Here is a 19158-nt window from a genome sequence, read left to right on the forward strand (position 1 = left end):
AAAATGTAAATGGAATCAATATACATATGACTATAATTATTTTTCTACTTGAAATCTCCATTTTACGTTTTTTCTAGGTTGTACAACTCCTCTGCTGGCGCGTTTCTTGCAGCTCGTGCCAGCAAGGGCATGGCATTAATCATTAATGGCATTAACCATTAACCATTAACCACTATTATGGCTGAATTTGTTCCGCCAAAGCCAAAGGAATTAGATAGAAAAGCGCGTATAGGCTGTTGGGTAGTTTGGGTGATGATATGGAGCTTTTGGGAGTCTTCATCAAGTGCTTCTATATTGATGTTCGGGGCGATAAAGTCGTTTTGCATCATCAGGATAGAATACACCAGTTCACTGGCGCCTGCCATCCAGCACTCGTGCCCTGTCATGGACTTGGTAGAGCTTATGGGAGTCTGGCTGCCAAATAGTTGGTAGATAGCCTTTGCCTCATTGGCATCGCCCACAAGGGTGGAGGTGGCATGGGCATTGATGTAGTCTATGTCCTTGGCTTGCAGATGCGCATTGGCCAAGGCTCGTGCCATAGCGGTGGCAGGTCCCTCTACATTGGGGGTGGAGATATGCCCGCCATTGGAGGAGAAGCCGTAGCCCACAATCTCGGCTAAGATAGGCACGCCACGTCGCTGCGCACTCTCATAAGTCTCTAAAACAAGAGTGGCAGCCCCTCCGCTGGGTACCAGTCCGTCACGCCTTGCATCAAACGGGCGGGAGGCCTGCTGGGGGGTGTCCTCGCGAGTGGAGAAAACCCCTAAGCCATCAAAGCTGCCCATACTGTATTTGTTAGTCTCCTGTGCTCCTCCGCATAGGACGATTTCCTGCATGCCACTTTGCAAGAGCAGATAGCCCAAGCCTACCGCATGGGAGCCGCTGGCACAGGCCGCACTGATGCTCATATTAACCCCTCTAAGACCAAAAAGGGTGGAGAGGTTCATCGTTACGGTAGAGTTCATTGTACGGAAGACCGCCCCAGAGCCTACAAGGGTGGTATCGCCCTTCTCGCGTATCTTGTCATTGGTAAGGATCACCGATTCGGCTACACTGTCATTCCCGTAGAGGATACCCACTTCTTGAGCTTTGAGAAAGTCAGGGTCTATACGAGCCTGAGAGAGGGCTTCCACGGTAGCCATATAAGCATATTCGCTCTCTTCTCCCATGGAGATTCGCTCCCGCCGCCCCAATACGCCCTTGAGCTGGGGGGCAGGCACATAGCCAGTCAAGGCAGAACGATAACCGTATGCCTTGCGCTCAGGATCAAAGATGATCCCCGATTTCCCTTCATATAAGGCGTCTCTTACCGCCTCTACAGATGTACCTATACAGGAATAAATCCCCATACCAGTAACCACAACACGATGACTCATAATAAGTGAAAAGTGAAAAGTGAAGAATGAAAAGTGAATAGTGAAAGGAGAGTTATTCACTATTCACTTTTCACTATTCACTTAATAAATTCTTCAATCTGGCTTTTTACCTTTTTCCAAAGTTTGTCAAGGGCATATTCGCTAGCCCATGCCACATGGGGGGTGAGCAGCACTCTGGGGTGAGCGGCTAGTTTCAGTAGGGGATCACCAGCCACAGGGGGTTCGCTCTCGAATACATCGGTGGCAAAGCCCAGTAGTTGCCCTGCTTCTAGCGCCTCATACACGGCTTGAGGATCTACCACTGCGCCACGGGCAACGTTGATTACTAGTGGCTTGCGCTTCATTTTGGCAATAGTACGAGCCGAGATAAGGTGGCGAGTCTCTTCTGTCAAGGGGGTGTTGAGCGAGATGACATCACTCTGAGCCAAGACGGTGTCAAAGTCGGTATATTCTGCGTTGCGTGGCGCTTTTCCCTCACGCTCCGCCCAAAGTACGCGCATACCAAAGGCTTTAGCACGCTCGGTAATGGCTTTGCCAATATTTCCAACCCCTATGATTCCCAAGGTACGAGTGTGTAAGTCCAGAATAGAGGGTTCAGTAAGGCAAAAACGCCCATCGGCCTGCCAAGAGCCGTCGGCTACGGCGGTATGGTAAGGTTTTAGCCCTCGCATAGCGGCCAAAAGAAGCATAAAGAAGTGCTCTGCTACACTCTCGGTGGAGTAGCCCACTACGTTCCTGACTTCTATACCACGCTCCCCAGCGGCAGCCTTGTCTATATTGTCGGTGCCGGTGGCAGTAAGTTGGATAAGCTTTAGCTGTGGGAGCTGCTCCATATGTTCTTTGCCTATTTTCACCTTGTTGGTGATGGCAATATCCGCCCCTTCCAAGTGGCTCACCACTTGGTCGGGACGGGTACTTTCATATACTACCCATTGGGTAACCCCTTCTGGAACAGTTAGTTCCATTTGGGAAGATAGTGTATTTCTATCTAATATAACTGCTTTCATTAGTTCAATACGATATGATATTGTAAGATAAAGTCGCCCCTGCGGCTATCTACTTCTTTTTGTAGGTTGTATATAGGACGGTTTTGGTAACAGAAGCTGAGCTTGTTACTGTGCCCCTTGAAGAAGACATTCACACCAAGGTCGTATGTTACCATAGGATCTTTGAGACCGTCAAATTTGGAATATTGGATACCAAAGTTTGGTTGTATACGAGTATTACAATTTTCGCTCTTACCAAAGAGATATCCTCCTAAGAGGCAAAAAGTACTTCCTGTTCCCATCATAGGATAAGTATTACCTCCTCCGTTGAAATAACCAGTAGCACCTGTATCAGCTACGTTGTTATAGCCTACATTTCTTACATAATCACGACCAAAATCGGTGAAATAGTAACCAGCATTCACGGTAATAGCATCATTGCGCTCGGAAAGAGGGGTGTCTAGGAAGGCTTCAGCAGAGAAGTTTTTGTAATCATAGTACTTAGGTACACCTCCTTGTAGTTCGCTCATCATATCCTTTTGATATACACCGCCCAAGGAGAGGTTCAGTACCTTTTTAGCACCTACATAAGTACCTACTGTATAAGGAGTTTTGTTACTTTCTTTCTCCCAAAAATCGTATTTGAGGTGAGCGGAATACTGCTTGTGAGGAGCATTCTTGGCATAACCTACTACGCCTTCTTTCTCAGCAGTGGTAACAGCATAGGGACTTTTGATGGTAAATACATAACTTAGGTTCTGAATTTGTCCTTTGGCAAATCCCCCAAAACTACGTACGACATCGTCGTTCATACTTACGGTAAAGAGTGGAAAAGCAGGTCCATCTAACCCCATCATGCTACCACTGGCTTTCATAGCGTTACGGCTACCATTCCATCCAAACTTACCCAAACCAACGGTGAACTCAGGGGCAAATTGGTAGTCTGCATAGAGGTCAAGGATGCCGATTTTGTCTTTAGCTTTGCTGGTAAAGTTGTAGTTGTTACCTCCGAAAAGTCCATATACATAGACCCTTGGGGTGAGTTGACCTTGCACGCCTATACGCAAGCGGCGGATAGAGACATCGGTAATACGGCTTACCCCAGATCCATTGACCATGGTGTTGGGGTTGGCATCTATGTATCTTGCCCAAAGGGTAGCCGATACATTGGCCTTGATGTAGGTCTTGCCGTCCTCGCTAAGGTTTTTTCTGAGGTTCTCTTGGCTCCACATCAGTGAGGGAGCAAGCGCTAAAAGTAGAAATAATCTTTTCATATGTGTTTTATTTAGGGTTATAGATTCAGCCGCCAGTTATCAGTAGTCAGTGGCCAGTAGTCTGTTATCAGTTGTCAGCTCTGATTTCTGACTTCTGACCACTGAGGTTTACTGATTAGAAAGTAAGATCAGCAGCACTTTCGTACACGATTTGTCTAATATCAGTTTTTGTACCTGTTTTCTTGTCGGTTTTTGTATAGGTTTTGAATGTACCTTTTACGGTAACTTCTTGTCCTTCTGTCTCAAGTTTGGTTCTGACTTCTTGAGAGAGGGTTTTTTCGTAATCCCTTACATAGAATTGGATAAGGGTACCGTCGGAGAATTTGAAATAAGATCTCTTATGTTTATTTTCTACTTGTACAGTAATCGTACCATGGACTTTCACTACTTTTTCTTCTTGAAAGTCATTCACAGTAGCTGTGGAGGCTTCCAAAGTGACTACAGGTTGCTCTGGTTTGGGTTCAGGTTTTGCTTCGGGAGTTTTACCAAAAGTAAGGTCTGCCTCTTTTTCATAAACAATCTCTTTTACATCATTGTAATTAGTGAAAGTACCTACTACAGTGAGTTCTTGACCTGCGATTTTGAGTTTGTTTTTTGCCTCTTCAGTAAGAGCATCAAAAGTTTTCTTAGGAGCAAAGATTTGGATGAGTGTATTGTCAGAGAATTTGAAATAGGACTTATTTCCTTCGATGACAATATTACCATGAAGTTTTACCGTTTTTCCTGCTTGATAGTCATTTACAGTAGCGGTGGAGGCTTCCAAAGTTACTACAGGTTGCTCTGGTTTGGGTTCAGGTTTTACCTCAGGAGTTTTACCAAAGGTAAGGTCAGCTTCGCTTTTGTAGAGGATTTCCTTAACAACCGTTCCATTTTTGAGGGGGTAATCAGTGAAAGTACCTACTACAGTAAGCTCTTGTCCCACTGTTTTAAGTTTTTTGGTAGTCTCTTCTTTCAAATCTTTGAATGTAGGAGTAAAGATTTGCACCAAAGTTCCGTCACTGAGCTTAAAGTAAGATCTATCATTGTTTACTTCGGCGATTTCTCCATGGAGTCTTACTTTCTCCTTTTTGTCTCGGTAGCTCTCATAGTCGGCTACTTTTAGGTCTTTTGCCTCTAGGGCAGTTGCAGGCTTATCCTCTGGCTTGTCTGTCGGTTTGCTGGGATCCACAGGCGGAATGCCATTCTTATCATCCTTACTACAGGATGCTAATAGCCCAAAAGAAAGGGCTAATAAAAGTAACTTTTTCATGTCGTTATAGTATTTAAATTGTTGTTTATTGTTAGTGTGAATCATACATACCCAGCTCTCAGTATTTGCTGGCTTTGCTATTCACTTTTCATTTTTCATTCTTCACTGTTCACTATTCACTATTCACTTTTTTCTATTCCCTTTATATCATTGATATAGAACTGTGGGTTGTTGTTGTACATGGTCAGTACCCCTGTGATACGCAAGCGACCAGCGGGCACATGGTCTTTGATATAAGCGGCGTAGTTACTGGTAAGGAAGGGGAGTGTACCTCCTGCCTTATCGGTGAGTGTGTAAGTGGTATTATACTGATTATCGGAGGTGTGGAAGGTCTTTCCTACATCTTCGGTTTTGAAATATACCCCATCGAGTACCAGGAGCTTATTGGCTTGTGTACGTGCTTCAAATCGCAAATTGGTAAAAGTAGTAGCCAATTGGCTTATGGAAGCCTTCTCTCCTGTGAGGAGCAATACTTCGGGATACATAGCAGGGGTCAGGTGACCTATCTTGAGGTTACCCCCTGCGGTCTTGCCATAGCCATAGCCTACCTCCAAAAGGGAGTAACGGCTGGCATACCATACAGTGGTGCCTTTGAGCCGTACTTGTACTTTCGCTCCTACAGGGTACTCTCCGTAGAGTCCTTTTTTATCAATGGAAACGGCAATAGTGCCCGACTTATCAGCGGCTTGCACATATATTTTCTTATAGAAATTTCCCCCTTCATCGCTGGAGATTACATAGCCTTCGAAGGCATCGTTTTCCTCATAGGTAGCAAAGGAGGTAGTCGCCTTTGCTCTAAGGGCTTCATAGCTTATGGTACGTCCACTGAAAGCCTTGGCCTTGGCAACTTGCTCAGCGGCAAGGGCTGCCGTATCGGGAGTATCAAAACCTGAAACCTTGCTACAGGAAACACTTAGTGCGATAGGTAGGATAGCAAGTAATATCTTTTTCATGTCATTTACGTTTTAGCATTACAAACTTAAGGTTACATTTAGGTAAAAAGAGGTGCCATATCCTGTGAAATACTTATTGCCAAAGGTAGGATAGCCACTCTTGCGGTCTTTGATCATAGCCTGGTAATCACCCTTGCGTGCTTGCTCGAAGCCGTTGCTCTTGTATTGGGTATTTAGTAGGTTATTGACACTGGCAAAGACGTTGAGGAAATTCCCCTTGATACGCCAAGACTTGCCGGCGGTAGCATTGAGTAAAAACAATCCTGGTAGGCGTTCTTGGTGCAAAAGATTACGTACGGTATCCTCATCAATATTGGTATAACGGCTACCTGTATTGGGATCAAGGTAGATGTTCTCCGTACGCAAGCTAGGGGCGATATCTATGTAATTCTTATCAAAATAATTGGCCGTAAGGGCTACCCACCAGTAGTGAGGGCTTTGGTACTCTATGCCTAAGGAATACACGTGCTCAGGGGCTTGGCCTGCATGGTAGTCCTTGAGATAGCTCACGATAGGCTCACTCACCAAGCGCTTGTCGGAGGACTGGAACAAGAGCGGATTGTTGGTATAGGTGTATTGGTTGAGTGATACTACCGCAGAGGCTTTCCAAGAGGCGGTAAGGTCGTATTCGGCACCTAATTCCATACCAAAATGGAGCTTTTCAGCATCTAGCATGGTCTGGGTAAGAAAACCAGCTGACTCATCACCTAAGCGGGATTGAGTAAAGAAATAGCTCTTTTCGCTGCTGTGCTTTATCTGTGTGGCATAGCCTGTAAGTCGTGCCTTGAATGATGGAATACGAATGATGTAACTACCATCCCATGTAAGTTGGTTCTCAGGTTGTATACGAGCGGGGAGTATGGAGTTAGAGTTACGAATATTTACAAAAACGTTGTTAAGCGGTTGGGCTTCTTCAAAATACCCTGTGTTGAACTGGAGGATATGCCTACCTGTGATGCTGTACGTAAGGCCTGCCTTAGTACTTATCGTATTGAAATAGCGTTGTCCACTCATTCCTTTGGAATCGGTATAGACAGAGTTGTCGGCAAACATACCTTCGCGCTCATAATCCGTATGGGCAACACGCCCTGCTACATAGAAGTCGGCACGGCCATACTTGAAGCGCAACTGTCCGAAGACATGAGCACGCTGAGTGCGGGTCTTGTAGTAGTATTGGTATTTGTCGCCTACCCCAAGGCGTAGGTTTTCTGCCGTATCATAGTTATCTCCTGAGAAATAACTCTTGTTGAGGAAATATTGTCCCCCCAATAGGTCATTAATTTGTGCGTAGTTCTCGGTACCAATATGCTGATAGGAGACACCACCATTAAGGGTGATATTGGGGGTGAGCTTAGTGCTTCCCAATATGTTGGCTGTAAGAGTTTGAGTGTCAATAATATCTTCGCTGAGGGCAAACATGCTTTCTCCGCCTGCAAGACTATTGGCTAAATAGAGTTTGTCCCATTCCAATTGCTTATGAGAATAGAAATAATCAATCTGCTGAGCAGTTTTGTTCCATGCCAAGGGGTCACCTTCGCCTGTTTGGGCGTCATACATATTATAAAAATAAGTAGGCATATTGGTATAATAGGTAGGCTCAGGATTTTGAGATTTCACATATTGCAAACGGGTATCTCCTACTTGCCCAAACTGATAACCCAAGTGAGCAGTGAGCTTGGTGTTCCCCTTTTGGTAGGTATTGGAGAGGACAAAGAGTGGTTCGGCGATACGCTTCATCTTGGCATTGCGCAATTCTCCTGCCTGATAGCCCCAATTGGGGTTGTAGTTCCTACCGCCCAAAGCGATGGCCTCTTGAGTTAGAGGAGCAGACTTGCCACGGTTGTTATAGGAGAAGATCCCCATCAGGTTGGTCTTGAAGTAAGGACTGGCCTTATATTCTACCGCTGCTGCAGCTCCATAGGCCTGATAGACCATACCTTCGGTGTTGGGGACAAGGAATGTTTTGCCATTGCCTCCACGATAAGAGCCTGAAACCATATAGCCCCAGCCACTGGGGAGGGTTCCTGTATTGTAGGTAACCATACCACGCCCAAAGTAGTTGCGATTGGTAGCAGTTCCTGTGATACGTAGGCCATTGCGCAGCTCCGAGGGTGCAATTGTATAGGAAGTATTACCGAATACCCCTCCGAAATCACTCTCTGAGGCTCCTACTCCTGTGGTAATCACTTGGCCACGCATGGCATCGTTAAGTCCGCCCCAGTTACTCCATTGAGGGCGGCCGGTCTCTACCTTGTTCATCGTAACCCCATTGACTAAGACCGTAGCGGCATTGCTCTGATAGCCACGAGGGCGGTAGAACACCGAACTAAAGTCATAGGCCGCACGACGAAAATACAAGTCTTGAGAGGATTGTAGAAAGCCAGATATCATCTCAGGATTACCTTCCTCATCGTCCAACTGTTCGTCGGAGATACTTATGGTGTTATCTATCTGTTGGGCTCCTTGCGTATGGTTTTCCTTTTCCAATACAATAGTGGGTAGCTCCATAGCCGAGAGCAACTCCACAGGCATCTTCTTCGTTAGATAGCCCTTAGCTGCGACTTCCAAGGTATAGAGTCCTTTGGGAAGGAGCAGTTCAAACTCCCCCCTGAAATCACTCACGGTATGCTGTTCTTGTCCTTCTACCACGATACGAGCCTCTGGCAAAGCTGTTTTTCCGTCACTAACGCTTCCTTTTAGAGGAACATGCTGCGAGAAGGCAAGGCTACAAGTGAGCATAAAGAAAGAAAAAATCAATGATTTCATTACGTTTTTTATTAAAAATGAGAACATTAAAAGTATATAAATTTGCTTGTACAAAATTACTCTTTTTTTTTCTTAATAAACTATTTTAAAGTGTTAAAAATCAAATATTCTTTTTCACCTACAAATCAATAAGAGTAAAGCCAACTCCCACAACGGTTTGCTTATAGTTATAGTCAATTAAAGAGTCTCCATAACCATGAGAGGCTTGTAGGAAAAGGCGTAGATCTCGGTTAAGAGGTACGACCCAAGAAGCCTCTATATGTGCACGATTATGCTTGAAATTGAGGTTGTTACGCATAGAGATAGAAAGGGCTGTTTTGCCAATAGGAATAATGGAGGTAAGTCGGCAACGGCCAATGTAGTCCTCTATTTGGGGATTATCGTCTTCTACTGTGGTTTCAGTAAATCGTTTCCAGAGTTGGAAATTGAAAGTTACCCTCTCCCACTTGCCCAAGGCTGTTAGGATAAAGCGGTTCCAACTTCGCGAAAGAGACGCTTCCTTGCCATTGGACTGGTGATTGATAGAAAGACCAAGCATTTTGAGCTTGAGATTACCTGCGGAAAAGTTGATCGGATAGGTAAAAATGAGTTCGGGTTCGTAGTTTAGTTCCCTAAAAGGGCGTGAAAGACCTCCGTTGTACATCTGCCAGTAGGCCTGTTGGGTAAAGGCTACCCATACATCGCCTTTGGCAAAAGCATCTTGTAGGATCTTGGTTTTGAGGCTTACTTGGAATTTGAGTTCTACATTTTGGTATTTACGAGACTCAGGGATAGGGCGCTCAGGGTTGAGGCTTTGTGGCTGTTTGGTAGGACAATCAGTAAAGCGCATGGGCATGATATACATGGGTTGGTACTCCATGATATGGAATGTACCCCGCTGATCCTGACGATCCAGCTCCCAGCTTTTGGACAAAGCGCGTTCTATATTGGCATCCGTAGCGGCAGTGCTAATGGAGTAGGGTAGCGGTAGGATCGTATCTATGATTGCTGTCTTTTGGATCGTATCTGTTGCCGTTTCTTGGCATAGCCCCATAAAAGGGAAAAAGGAAAAGATAATAGGTAAAGAAAGTTTCATTAATAGTGTTGAGTTTTTAATTTTGAGTTGTCACTCTGAGCACAGACTACCGCCTGCTGACTACTGACTACAGAAAATATTTTGTCAGTTTCAAAAAAAGTTGTATCTTTGCCCCCGCAAATGGCGATGGTCTATGGTGTAATGGTAACACGACAGATTCTGGCTCTGTAATTCAAGGTTCGAGTCCTTGTAGACCAACAAATTAAGTGAAAAGTGAATAGTGAAAAACTATTCACTTTTTCACTTTTTACTTACTATGATACTTCTTGGTATAAAGAAATATTCTTGATGAGTTTGAAATGTTTTGTATTGTGGGTATATACAGGAATATTATAATACACTCCCGTTACTCCTATAAGAATATCAGCGGGTTCGAGACTATCATGTTTGGTAACGGCTTCCATTGCCAAAAGAGAAATTTCTTCATTGAGATAGAGCATCTTAAAATCATTGAGAGTTCTTTTATACAGTAGTCTTTGGGGCTTGTCAATGCCCTTATAGAGGCTTAACCATCTGTATATTTCTATGAAAATAATAGGAGTTATAGCAATATTCTCTACACCTATGTTGTTGATATACCTTACAACATCAGGGTTTTTCTGAAGTAATTTACTAATGATATTCGTATCACAAATTACCATAGAGATCTTTTCTATTAAAAGGTTTTAGTTTGCCTTCTTCTATTAGGCGAACAGTTAGCTCTTGTAATTGAGGAATAGCTTCCTTTAAGCGTTGTATTCTCTCAGCTTCTTCTGTCTCTATAGGAGCAGTGGTGTCTTGCTCAGCAACAGAATGAAGTGAATTTTGCCCAGAGGAAATAGTAGTTTTCCTCTTGGTTTTTTTCTGTGGTGTTAATGTAGCAGACATAAGACTTTGTTTTTTGCAAAGTTACAATTAATTTTTGTATGATGCTTTATCTTTACTTAAAACACAGATATCTGTGTTTGCATAGTAAAACCTTCTAAGAACTTCACTCCGCGGTAGGAGTTGCCTTTTTCGTTCAGGCGCGGACTCCATACAGCTATGGCGTAGTGCCCAGGCATGATAGCGACGATACCCCCACCGACACCACTCTTACCAGGGAGACCTACACGGAAGGCAAACTCGCCCGATTCGTCATAGAACCCACAAGTCTGCATGATGGCATTGATACGCTTGGTATAGACATGGGGAAGGATACGCTGCTGGTCATGTAGGGTAATACCATCATTGGCCAAGAAAGTAAATACATAGGCCAAGGACTCACAAGTAAGCTCTATCGAACAGAGCTTAAAGTAGAAATCCAACACTCGCTCTGGCTCATTCTCTATATTCCCTAACGATTTTATATAATAACACAACGCAAAATTGCGGTAACCTACTTCCTTTTCCGAAGCTGCAATCTCCTCAGAATAGTTGATGGTAGGATCATTGGCCAATTGGCGAACGAACTTGATAAACTCTTCTTCGGCATTCTTGAAATGGGATAGCAGTATATCACAAATGACAATCGCCCCTGCGTTGATCAGTGGGTTACGGGGGATTCCATTGTTGGCCTCCAGCTGCAAAAGCGAGTTAAACGAAGTTCCTGAAGGCTCCACCGATACCCGTTCCCAAATACTATCTCCAAAGATATCGTACGCCATAGAGAGTGACAGCACTTTGGCTATACTCTGTATAGAAAATTTTTCTTGATAATCCCCAATACCAAAGGTTTTCCCGCTGAGGGTATGGATGGCAATGCCAAACTTATCAGGGCTGACATTGAGCAATTCGGGAATATAGGTAGGTATTTTCCCTATGTTTTTCCCCTGATACACTTTGTTATAGATACCTGTGATGGTTTTGGCATAAGCCGTTTGCTCGTTCATGATGATAGTAATTAGTTGGTATAGTGTGTTTTTACTTAAAAGTGTTGATTGTCTGTCGGATAGCCACCAGTCGGGTCAAGAGGCCTTCGAGTAGGTCAAGGTGAAGCATATTTGCCCCATCGCTTTTGGCGTTGGCAGGGTCAAAATGGGTCTCTATGAAGATGCCATCTACTCCATTGACCACTCCAGCACGGGCGATGGTCTCAATCATTTCAGGACGCCCCCCCGTTACTCCTGAACTTTGGTTGGGCTGTTGCAGAGAGTGGGTAACGTCCAGAATGACAGGGGCATATTGTTTCATAGTCGGGATACCGCGGAAATCCACGATCATATCCTGATAGCCGAACATGGTTCCCCTATCGGTGATATACACCTTATCATTGCCGCTGTCCAAGACCTTCTGTACGGCATGCTTCATACTCTCAGGACTCATAAACTGTCCTTTTTTGAGATTGACTGTTTTGCCTGTTTTGGCCGCTGCTACCACAAGGTCGGTTTGTCTGACTAAGAAAGCTGGAATCTGTAGGACATCTACATACTCGGCCGCCATAGCAGCATCGCTCACCTCGTGAATATCGGTTACAGTAGGCACACCAAAGGTTTGGGAGACCTTTTGGAGTATTTTTAGTGCTTTTTCGTCACCTATACCCGTAAAAGAGTCTATACGGCTGCGATTGGCCTTTTTGAAACTACCCTTGAAGATATAGGGGATATCCAGTTTCTGAGTGATTTTTACAATTTTATCGGCTATACGCATAGCCATTTCCTCACCTTCTATGGCACAAGGGCCAGCCATGAGGAGAAAGTTATCTTTCATAGTTTTGAGTTTTGAGTTTTGAGTTGTTGGTGATTAGTTGTTAACATCTAATCACTAACCACTAATCACTAATCACTTTTCTATTCGTCTCTGCTGCTTCCCATGAGTCTAAAGACCCAGTAAAGGAGTTGGGCGAGGGAGCCAAGGGCAGCTACCACATAGGTACGGGCAGCCCACTTGAGGGAGTCTTCTGCACCGGCGTATTCCTCACGGGTAACCATGTTCTTGCTCTTAAGCCAAGCCAAAGCGCGATTGCTGGCATCATACTCCACTGGGAGGGTGATGAGGGTAAAGAGCGTGGTAATAGCGAAAAGGGCTACCCCTGCCACAGCTACCCAATAGCCAAATCCTACCTTAGCCGCAGCTCCTAAGAGAAACCCTACAATAATGAGTATATTGGAGAGGTTGGAGGAGATATTGACCGCTGGGACGAGCTTAGAACGAAGGTTTAGCCAAGCGTAGGCCTGGGCATGTTGTACCGCATGGCCACACTCATGAGCCGCTACAGCGGCAGCAGCGGCATTACGCTGGTTGTATACTGCCTCGCTTAGGTTTACTGTTTTGTCTAAAGGATTATAGTGGTCAGTAAGCTGACCAGGAACATGGGTTACTTTCACATCGTAGATACCATTGTCATGGAGCATCTTCTCGGCGATTTCCTTACCGCTCATTCCATTGCGTAGTTGCACTTGAGAGTAGTGTGCAAACTTACTTTGTAGGCGGTTACTCACCAACCAACTGGCCAAAAATATGGCGCCTAAAATTACGTAGTATAAAATCATATTTAATTGTTAATCATTAGAAATAGCCTCCTTTTTTCCTATCCTCCATGGCGGCTTCGGTAACTCGGTCGTCAATGCGGGTTTCGCCACGTTCGGAGATGCGGGAGGCGGATATTTCTCTTACTACTTCCTCAAGGGTAGCGGCGTTGCTCTCCACGGCAGCCGTACAGGTCATATCACCTACGGTACGGTAGCGGACACGTTTGTTGAGGATTTGGTCGTTTTCGTCAATCTGGATAAAAGGAGAAACAGCAATCAGGCGACCTTCGTGCTCAATCACGTCCCTATTGTGCGCAAAGTAGATAGAAGGCAGTGCGATGTTTTCCTGTTGGATATAGCTCCATACGTCTAACTCTGTCCAGTTGGAGATAGGGAATACACGTACGTTTTCTCCCTTATGGATACGTCCGTTGTAGATGTTCCACAGTTCGGGGCGTTGTAGCTTGGGATCCCATTGGCCAAACTCGTCACGTACCGAGAAGAAGCGCTCTTTGGCACGTGCTTTTTCCTCATCGCGGCGGGCACCCCCTATACAAGCGTCAAACTGGAACTCCTCAATGGTATCCAAAAGGGTGTGGGTTTGTAGCCAGTTGCGAGAGGCAAACTTGCCCTTAGGTTCGGTCAGTCCCTTCGCCTTGATAGTATCTTCCACTTGGCGAACAATAAGCTCCGCCCCGATGCGCTTAGCTAAGGCATCACGATAGGCAATCGCTTCAGGGAAGTTGTGGCCTGTGTCGATATGCACCAAAGGAAAAGGAATCTTCATAGGGGCAAAGGCCTTGATAGCCAAATGTACCAAGGTAATAGAGTCCTTGCCGCCACTAAAGAGGAGGGCAGGACGCTCGAACTGCGCGGCTACTTCGCGCATGATATAAATGCTTTCTGCTTCTAATTGCTTGAGATGTTCGTTCATAAAATACACTTATTTTAGTGAATCATTTCTGAGAGATCATGGAAAAATCTGAAATAATAAGCACTATCCTCAATCCTTCCTAAAGGAAATAGGATACTGGTAAAAGGTCACTACAGGTTTCCCTCGCTGTTCAGCTGGAGCCAGTTGAGGGAATCCTTCAAATACCTCTCGGGCTGCTTTTTCTAAAATAGGATCTCCTTCTGCTTTTTCTATAGAAAGAATACCTTTCTTATCTATCTTAAGAGTAAGTATCACTCTACCTTGTATTTTCTTTTTCAAGGCTTCTTCAGGATATTGAAAATTTTTTATCACCCATTGGTCTAAAAAATATTTGAAAGGTATTTCTTTTGTTTCTCCTGTAATGGTATCTATTTGTAAGTAATAAGGGTGTTTTTCTATCAGGACAAAAGGAATATCCTCCTCTTCCTGTGCTTGCAAGGGAAAAGAACTAAAAATAATAGCTATAAGATATAGAATTCTACTTACTTTCATAATATTTTTAAGAAATAAAATTACAATTTATTTTCTACATATACAAGTCAGTGGTCAGTTGTCAAGTCTGAATACGATAAGATAGTTATAGACAACATTTATAGGCTTGCCTCTTAGTAAGGCTAGGGAGAGCTGAGGGAATCCGTCAAATATCCTACAGGCTTCTTCTTCCAAGAGGGGATTACGTCCGTATATCTTTTTTATAGAAAGATGACCTTCTTTATCTATCCTAAGGGCTACTATTACTCTGCCTTGTATCTTTTTTTCTACAGCTTGCTGAGGGTACCTAAAATTCTTCATTACCCATTGGTCTAAAAAATTCTTGATAGGTATTTCCTTTGTTTCTCCTGTAAGGGTGTCTGTTTGTACGTAATAAGGGTGTTTCTCTATTAGGATAAAAGAAACCTCCTCCTCTTCTTGGGCATATAAGGAGAAAGCCCCCAAGAGCATTCCTATAAGAAATAAGTTCCTAATAGCTGTCATATTTTCTGTATTGAAAGGCAAAAGTACAATTTATTTTCTACATACACAAGTTAAGGAAGTGAAGAGTAAATAGTGAATAGTGAAAAGCGTTCTTCACTCTTCACTATTCGTTTTTCACTTATTTAGCTTGCGTATTTCCCTTTTTTGGAGAGTTCCCAGGAGTTGATGATATTCTGCCAGAGGATATAGCAGCCTGGCCCTACGGTGGAAAGGGGGTGGAGGTAGGTGGCGGCAATCCATATAGCAAAGGCGGTGTTCTTCTGTCCTAAGGACTGGCCGGCCTCAATGGTACAGCCAAGATGGCGACCTATCTTCCAACCTACCGCGTATTGTAACAGGCATAATACCAAGCCCGATAATCCGATAACAGCCAAGAAGCCAAGGCTCGTCTGGGCATTCATGATGTTCTTCAGGGTGGTACCTGTAACAATCATCAGCGAACAGCCCCATAGGTAAAAGGACAGATCGGGTATGTGTATGAGCCATTGGTGGTACCTCCTTAGCGGTGGCAGGCTCTTGGTGAGTAAGGCGAGCAGCATGGGGACGACCAAGACGAGGAAGACCTTGTTGAGTATCAGAAGGAAAGCACTCCAAAAGGTGATGCCCGAAGCTGGCTCTATCAGTGGGAAGCAGATAGGAATCAGCAATACACACACGAGGTTGGAGAGGAAGGTGTAGGTAGTCATTTGTTCGAGATTGCCGCCAAGCTTGAGCGTTACTACCGCAGCGGCTGCCGCACAAGGGCTGATGGCACAGACCAATACACTCTCCGAGAGGATTAGTGCATCCCCCGTGAGTCTTAGCAGCAGGATCATTCCCATGAGTAAACCTACAAAAAGTATTTGGAAGGCACTTGTCCAAATATGCCATCTGACCACTGCGATTTTTTTGAAATCTACCTTACAGAAAGTAACATAGAGAATCAGGAACATGAATAGCGGCAGTATGGCGTCAAAAATAGGTGCCAACTGCTGGGAAAGCCCTTCCAAGGCTTCCACATAATAAAAGATGAGATATACGATAGCTCCTATCCCCATAGAGACAGGCAGCGTCCATTCTTTGATAAAACGAAGCAAGAGAATAATTATTAATTGTTAATTGTCAATTGTCAATGACTGCTGTCTACTGACCACTGCCTGCTGGTCACTGACCACTGATATAGGGTACAAATGTACGAAAAAAATATGGTTTTGAATTTTGAATTTTTAGTTTCTGACTACTAATTCGAATCAATAGTTAAAATATTATTTACTAACTTTCTAAGACGCAATAAATTGCGTCTCTACCCTAACGCTGGCTAAGACAACTCCTAATGAGCGTAGTCATCCGTAGAGACGCAATTTATTGCGTCTTAACGAATTAGATTATACAGATGTTTTTAACTATTGATTCGCATTACTAACCACTGACCACTAACCACTAACCACTGACCACTAAAATAAAAGTATTGTTAAAAATAAGCGACTTTGCTATTAAAAATGTAACTTTGTGTCCTTATTCCAAAATGTATCTTTTATGACTACCAACAACCCCAAAATTATTAGCGAAGGGCTTACTTATGATGATGTGCTCTTGGTGCCACATTACTCAGAGGTACTCCCACGGGAGGTTTCTACACAGTCCTATTTTAGTAGGAATATTCCGCTGAATGTGCCCATTGTCTCTGCGGCGATGGATACAGTAACCGAATCGGCTATGGCCATAGCAATTGCTCGCGAGGGGGGCATAGGGGTGCTCCACAAGAATATGACCATAGAGGAGCAAGCCCTACAAGTGAGAAAGGTCAAGCGTGCCGAAAGTGGTATGATCATAGACCCTGTGACACTTTCACTCATCTCTACAGTAGGTGATGCGAAACTCTGTATGAAAGAACATAGCATAGGGGGTATCCCTATCGTGGATGACGCAGGTATCCTCAAGGGGATTGTTACGAACCGAGATCTGCGTTTTGAACGCGATAAAAACCGCCCTATTACCCAGGTGATGACAGGGGAAAACCTCATTACTGCACCTGAGGGTATCTCCATGAAAGATGCAGAAAAGATATTGGAAAGCCATAAGATAGAGAAACTTCCTGTAGTGAATAAGGACTACAAACTGGTGGGGCTGATTACCTTCCGCGATATAGCCAATCTGCAAAGCAAATCCGTTTCCAACAAAGATAGTATCGGTCGCCTACGTGTAGCGGCTGCCCTTGGGGTTACCCTCGATGCAGTAGAACGCGCCGAAGCCCTTGTACATGCTGGGGTGGATGCCGTGGTGATTGATACCGCTCATGGTCATACCCGCGGGGTGGTGGCTGTGCTCAAGAAAGTCAAAGAACATTTTCCTCACTTGGATGTGGTGGTGGGTAATATAGCTACCGCAGAGGCTGCCATCTACTTAGCTGAGGCAGGAGCCGATGCGGTGAAAGTGGGTATAGGCCCTGGTTCTATTTGTACCACTCGTGTGGTGGCCGGGGTAGGCTATCCACAGCTCTCAGCAGTGATGCAAGTGGCTGCGGCACTAAAAGAAAACAACTTACAGATACCTGTAATTGCCGACGGGGGTATCCGCTATACAGGGGATATCGTCAAGGCTATTGCCGCAGGGGCAGACTGTGTGATGCTTGGTTCGCTCTTGGCGGGTATCAAGGAATCCCCAGGGGAAACCATTATCTTTGAAGGTAGGAAGTTCAAGTCCTACCGTGGTATGGGTTCCGTGGAGGCTATGCAACATGGTAGTAAAGACCGTTATTTCCAAGATGTGGAGGACGATATCAAAAAGCTCGTACCTGAAGGTATCGTAGGGCGTGTGCCTTATAAGGGTGAACTACAAGAGAGCATGCACCAGTTTATTGGGGGCTTACGTGCTGGTATGGGCTATTGCGGCGCTAAGGATATTGCGACGCTTAAGGAAACAGGTCGCTTTGTGCGTATCACCGCCAGTGGTATTGCTGAAAGTCACCCACATAATGTCACCATTACTAAAGAAGCACCGAACTATTCAAGATAATGAATAGTGACAAGTGACAAATGACTAATAGAGAGTGAAAAGTGAAGAGTGTTTTTCGCTTTTCACTCTTCACTTTTTGTTATTTATTTAATTAGTACTTATATTCAGTAATTTCTTCAAGTACTCTATTACCATTTCTTTCTTGAAATTCTCTTACAGTAGTAGGATAGTCACCATTGTAGACGTATTCGTAAGAACTTCTCTTAACCTCAGTTTTACCATTTTTCGTGATAGTTTCTGTAATAGTTAGTATGTTATTTTTACTAAGATTTTTATTTGTAAAATAATCAGGGTACAATATTTTCTGGAGGTTAATTGATTTTGGATTCTTTTTGTTGTCGTAGGTGTATTGGGTAACTACCTTATGAGAAGGACTAATAGTTACTTCTTCCTTAGCAAGATTTCCGTTTTCTACGGTGTAAGTAACAGTACTTACCTCTTGATTTAGTTTAGTTTTGTCAGCCAATTCATCATAGCCTGTTTTATTTACAACAATAAGATTTCCATTGTATTGGAAATTAGACTCTTCGAAAGAAGTAGCTTCAACTAAATTGTTATTCCAATAAACTTTTGAAGCTTTCTTTTCTATAATTTTAGAGATATTATTTCCTTCATAAGTATAAGTAGTCTCTGTTTTTCTAATACTTCCTTCACGCTCTCTTTCTTCTATCTTTTTTATAAGTTTGTTACCCTCATAAGTATAGGTCTCTGTTTGCCCTGGGCTTAGCTCTTTTTCAGGGAGATCTCCTTTGTAATTAATAATAGTTTTCTCAGATTTTACTTGTTCATCTTCGTATGAAGTCCAAGTCCAACCTGCTATTTTTCCTCCTACGATAGTATAAACACTCTTCATTATGATATTTCCATTTTTGTCTTTATAGGTAATTTCCTTAGGGAAAGTCTCTTGTTCAATAGTAGGATCTCCATTGTTGTTGAGCCCACCATTACTATTGGAATTATCATTACCATTGTCTTTACTGCAAGCGACAAGGGCTGCAATGGCTGCTAAGCCGAGAATTACTTTTTTCATTTTTTATCTAATTTTTGATGTTTGTTTAATTGTTTAGTGATTTGTATTTTTTACTTATCTGGCAGCAAAAATACAATATATTTTTTAAATATCAATAGTTAAAGTGAAGAGTGAAAAA

At 43.7% G+C, this 19158-nt stretch carries 18 protein-coding genes and 1 tRNA gene; 2 read left to right on the forward strand and 17 right to left on the reverse strand.

Going from position 1 to position 19158, the window contains the following annotated elements; all coding sequences use genetic code 11:
* Window positions 1-158: 158 nt before the first annotated feature.
* The 7 genes from HMPREF1154_RS07080 to HMPREF1154_RS07110 form a co-directional block, all read right to left on the reverse strand.
* The gene (locus HMPREF1154_RS07080) at window positions 159-1376 is read right to left on the reverse strand and encodes a beta-ketoacyl-[acyl-carrier-protein] synthase family protein (protein WP_034567083.1); all 1218 of its coding nucleotides are present in this window, start codon (window positions 1374-1376) and stop codon (window positions 159-161) included.
* 77 nt (window positions 1377-1453) lie between these two features.
* Window positions 1454-2383, reverse strand: a complete 930-nt coding sequence (locus tag HMPREF1154_RS07085; protein ID WP_009641924.1) for a D-2-hydroxyacid dehydrogenase — start codon at window positions 2381-2383, stop codon at window positions 1454-1456.
* Window positions 2383-3636 (reverse strand): porin, encoded by a 1254-nt coding sequence (locus HMPREF1154_RS07090; protein WP_009641918.1) that lies wholly within the window; start codon window positions 3634-3636, stop codon window positions 2383-2385. The genes HMPREF1154_RS07085 and HMPREF1154_RS07090 overlap by 1 nt, the downstream gene beginning before the upstream one ends.
* Before the next feature lie 115 nt (window positions 3637-3751).
* On the reverse strand, window positions 3752-4885 hold the full coding sequence (locus HMPREF1154_RS07095) for a lipoprotein (protein WP_009641915.1): 1134 nt from the start codon (window positions 4883-4885) through the stop codon (window positions 3752-3754).
* A gap of 119 nt (window positions 4886-5004) precedes the next feature.
* Complete coding sequence (locus HMPREF1154_RS07100) at window positions 5005-5838, reverse strand: DUF5689 domain-containing protein (RefSeq protein ID WP_009641905.1); 834 nt, start codon at window positions 5836-5838, stop codon at window positions 5005-5007.
* 18 nt (window positions 5839-5856) lie between these two features.
* Entirely contained in the window at window positions 5857-8604 is a 2748-nt protein-coding gene (locus HMPREF1154_RS07105) for a carboxypeptidase-like regulatory domain-containing protein (protein WP_009641888.1), read from the reverse strand.
* Between the two features lie 118 nt (window positions 8605-8722).
* Entirely contained in the window at window positions 8723-9679 is a 957-nt protein-coding gene (locus HMPREF1154_RS07110; protein ID WP_009641885.1) for a phospholipase A, read from the reverse strand.
* Window positions 9680-9806: 127 nt separating this feature from the next.
* Here HMPREF1154_RS07110 and HMPREF1154_RS07115 point away from each other — a divergent pair.
* A tRNA-Gln gene (locus HMPREF1154_RS07115) sits at window positions 9807-9877 on the forward strand.
* Window positions 9878-9933: 56 nt separating this feature from the next.
* Here HMPREF1154_RS07115 and HMPREF1154_RS07120 read toward each other — a convergent pair.
* From HMPREF1154_RS07120 to HMPREF1154_RS07160, 9 genes are all read right to left on the reverse strand, one after another.
* Window positions 9934-10320, reverse strand: coding sequence for a type II toxin-antitoxin system VapC family toxin (locus HMPREF1154_RS07120; protein ID WP_009641909.1), 387 nt, complete (start codon window positions 10318-10320; stop codon window positions 9934-9936).
* Entirely contained in the window at window positions 10307-10546 is a 240-nt protein-coding gene (locus HMPREF1154_RS07125) for a hypothetical protein (protein ID WP_009641894.1), read from the reverse strand. The genes HMPREF1154_RS07120 and HMPREF1154_RS07125 overlap by 14 nt, the downstream gene beginning before the upstream one ends.
* 56 nt (window positions 10547-10602) lie before the next feature.
* Window positions 10603-11529 carry a glutaminase gene (locus tag HMPREF1154_RS07130; RefSeq protein WP_009641884.1) on the reverse strand — a complete coding sequence of 309 codons (927 nt, stop codon included), beginning with the start codon at window positions 11527-11529 and terminating at the stop codon, window positions 10603-10605.
* 31 nt (window positions 11530-11560) lie between these two features.
* The gene (gene kdsA / locus HMPREF1154_RS07135) at window positions 11561-12346 is read right to left on the reverse strand and encodes a 3-deoxy-8-phosphooctulonate synthase (RefSeq protein ID WP_034567085.1); all 786 of its coding nucleotides are present in this window, start codon (window positions 12344-12346) and stop codon (window positions 11561-11563) included.
* Window positions 12347-12426: 80 nt separating this feature from the next.
* Window positions 12427-13128: a zinc metallopeptidase gene (locus tag HMPREF1154_RS07140; RefSeq protein ID WP_009641920.1), complete on the reverse strand. Its 702-nt coding sequence runs from the start codon at window positions 13126-13128 to the stop codon at window positions 12427-12429.
* A 16-nt stretch (window positions 13129-13144) separates the two neighbouring features.
* Window positions 13145-14041, reverse strand: coding sequence for a sulfate adenylyltransferase subunit CysD (gene cysD / locus HMPREF1154_RS07145; protein WP_009641925.1), 897 nt, complete (start codon window positions 14039-14041; stop codon window positions 13145-13147).
* A 69-nt stretch (window positions 14042-14110) separates the two neighbouring features.
* The gene (locus HMPREF1154_RS07150) at window positions 14111-14533 is read right to left on the reverse strand and encodes an energy transducer TonB (RefSeq protein WP_009641906.1); all 423 of its coding nucleotides are present in this window, start codon (window positions 14531-14533) and stop codon (window positions 14111-14113) included.
* 54 nt (window positions 14534-14587) lie between these two features.
* Window positions 14588-15016: an energy transducer TonB gene (locus tag HMPREF1154_RS07155; protein ID WP_034567086.1), complete on the reverse strand. Its 429-nt coding sequence runs from the start codon at window positions 15014-15016 to the stop codon at window positions 14588-14590.
* Between the two features lie 122 nt (window positions 15017-15138).
* Window positions 15139-16101: a transporter gene (locus HMPREF1154_RS07160; RefSeq protein ID WP_198004481.1), complete on the reverse strand. Its 963-nt coding sequence runs from the start codon at window positions 16099-16101 to the stop codon at window positions 15139-15141.
* Between the two features lie 430 nt (window positions 16102-16531).
* On the opposite strand from HMPREF1154_RS07160, the gene guaB reads away from it, so the two are divergent.
* Window positions 16532-18010, forward strand: a complete 1479-nt coding sequence (gene guaB / locus HMPREF1154_RS07165) for an IMP dehydrogenase (RefSeq protein WP_034567090.1) — start codon at window positions 16532-16534, stop codon at window positions 18008-18010.
* 91 nt (window positions 18011-18101) lie between these two features.
* On the opposite strand, the gene HMPREF1154_RS07170 is transcribed toward guaB, so the two are convergent.
* Window positions 18102-19040, reverse strand: coding sequence for a hypothetical protein (locus HMPREF1154_RS07170; RefSeq protein WP_009641897.1), 939 nt, complete (start codon window positions 19038-19040; stop codon window positions 18102-18104).
* Between the last annotated feature and the right edge of the window lie 118 nt (window positions 19041-19158).

The sequence above is a fragment of the Capnocytophaga sp. CM59 genome, from assembly GCF_000293175.1.
GTDB lineage: Bacteria > Bacteroidota > Bacteroidia > Flavobacteriales > Flavobacteriaceae > Capnocytophaga > Capnocytophaga granulosa.

What these genes read in the sequence shown, in the direction of transcription:
- HMPREF1154_RS07080 (WP_034567083.1), bottom strand. Translation starts at nt 1,376, where the DNA reads ATGAGTCATCGTGTTGTGGTTACTGGTATGGGGATTTATTCCTGTATA.
- HMPREF1154_RS07085 (WP_009641924.1), bottom strand. Translation starts at nt 2,383, where the DNA reads ATGAAAGCAGTTATATTAGATAGAAATACACTATCTTCCCAAATGGAA.
- HMPREF1154_RS07090 (WP_009641918.1), bottom strand. Translation starts at nt 3,636, where the DNA reads ATGAAAAGATTATTTCTACTTTTAGCGCTTGCTCCCTCACTGATGTGG.
- HMPREF1154_RS07095 (WP_009641915.1), bottom strand. Translation starts at nt 4,885, where the DNA reads ATGAAAAAGTTACTTTTATTAGCCCTTTCTTTTGGGCTATTAGCATCC.
- HMPREF1154_RS07100 (WP_009641905.1), bottom strand. Translation starts at nt 5,838, where the DNA reads ATGAAAAAGATATTACTTGCTATCCTACCTATCGCACTAAGTGTTTCC.
- HMPREF1154_RS07105 (WP_009641888.1), bottom strand. Translation starts at nt 8,604, where the DNA reads ATGAAATCATTGATTTTTTCTTTCTTTATGCTCACTTGTAGCCTTGCC.
- HMPREF1154_RS07110 (WP_009641885.1), bottom strand. Translation starts at nt 9,679, where the DNA reads ATGAAACTTTCTTTACCTATTATCTTTTCCTTTTTCCCTTTTATGGGG.
- HMPREF1154_RS07120 (WP_009641909.1), bottom strand. Translation starts at nt 10,320, where the DNA reads ATGGTAATTTGTGATACGAATATCATTAGTAAATTACTTCAGAAAAAC.
- HMPREF1154_RS07125 (WP_009641894.1), bottom strand. Translation starts at nt 10,546, where the DNA reads ATGTCTGCTACATTAACACCACAGAAAAAAACCAAGAGGAAAACTACT.
- HMPREF1154_RS07130 (WP_009641884.1), bottom strand. Translation starts at nt 11,529, where the DNA reads ATGAACGAGCAAACGGCTTATGCCAAAACCATCACAGGTATCTATAAC.
- kdsA (WP_034567085.1), bottom strand. Translation starts at nt 12,346, where the DNA reads ATGAAAGATAACTTTCTCCTCATGGCTGGCCCTTGTGCCATAGAAGGT.
- HMPREF1154_RS07140 (WP_009641920.1), bottom strand. Translation starts at nt 13,128, where the DNA reads ATGATTTTATACTACGTAATTTTAGGCGCCATATTTTTGGCCAGTTGG.
- cysD (WP_009641925.1), bottom strand. Translation starts at nt 14,041, where the DNA reads ATGAACGAACATCTCAAGCAATTAGAAGCAGAAAGCATTTATATCATG.
- HMPREF1154_RS07150 (WP_009641906.1), bottom strand. Translation starts at nt 14,533, where the DNA reads ATGAAAGTAAGTAGAATTCTATATCTTATAGCTATTATTTTTAGTTCT.
- HMPREF1154_RS07155 (WP_034567086.1), bottom strand. Translation starts at nt 15,016, where the DNA reads ATGACAGCTATTAGGAACTTATTTCTTATAGGAATGCTCTTGGGGGCT.
- guaB (WP_034567090.1), top strand. Translation starts at nt 16,532, where the DNA reads ATGACTACCAACAACCCCAAAATTATTAGCGAAGGGCTTACTTATGAT.
- HMPREF1154_RS07170 (WP_009641897.1), bottom strand. Translation starts at nt 19,040, where the DNA reads ATGAAAAAAGTAATTCTCGGCTTAGCAGCCATTGCAGCCCTTGTCGCT.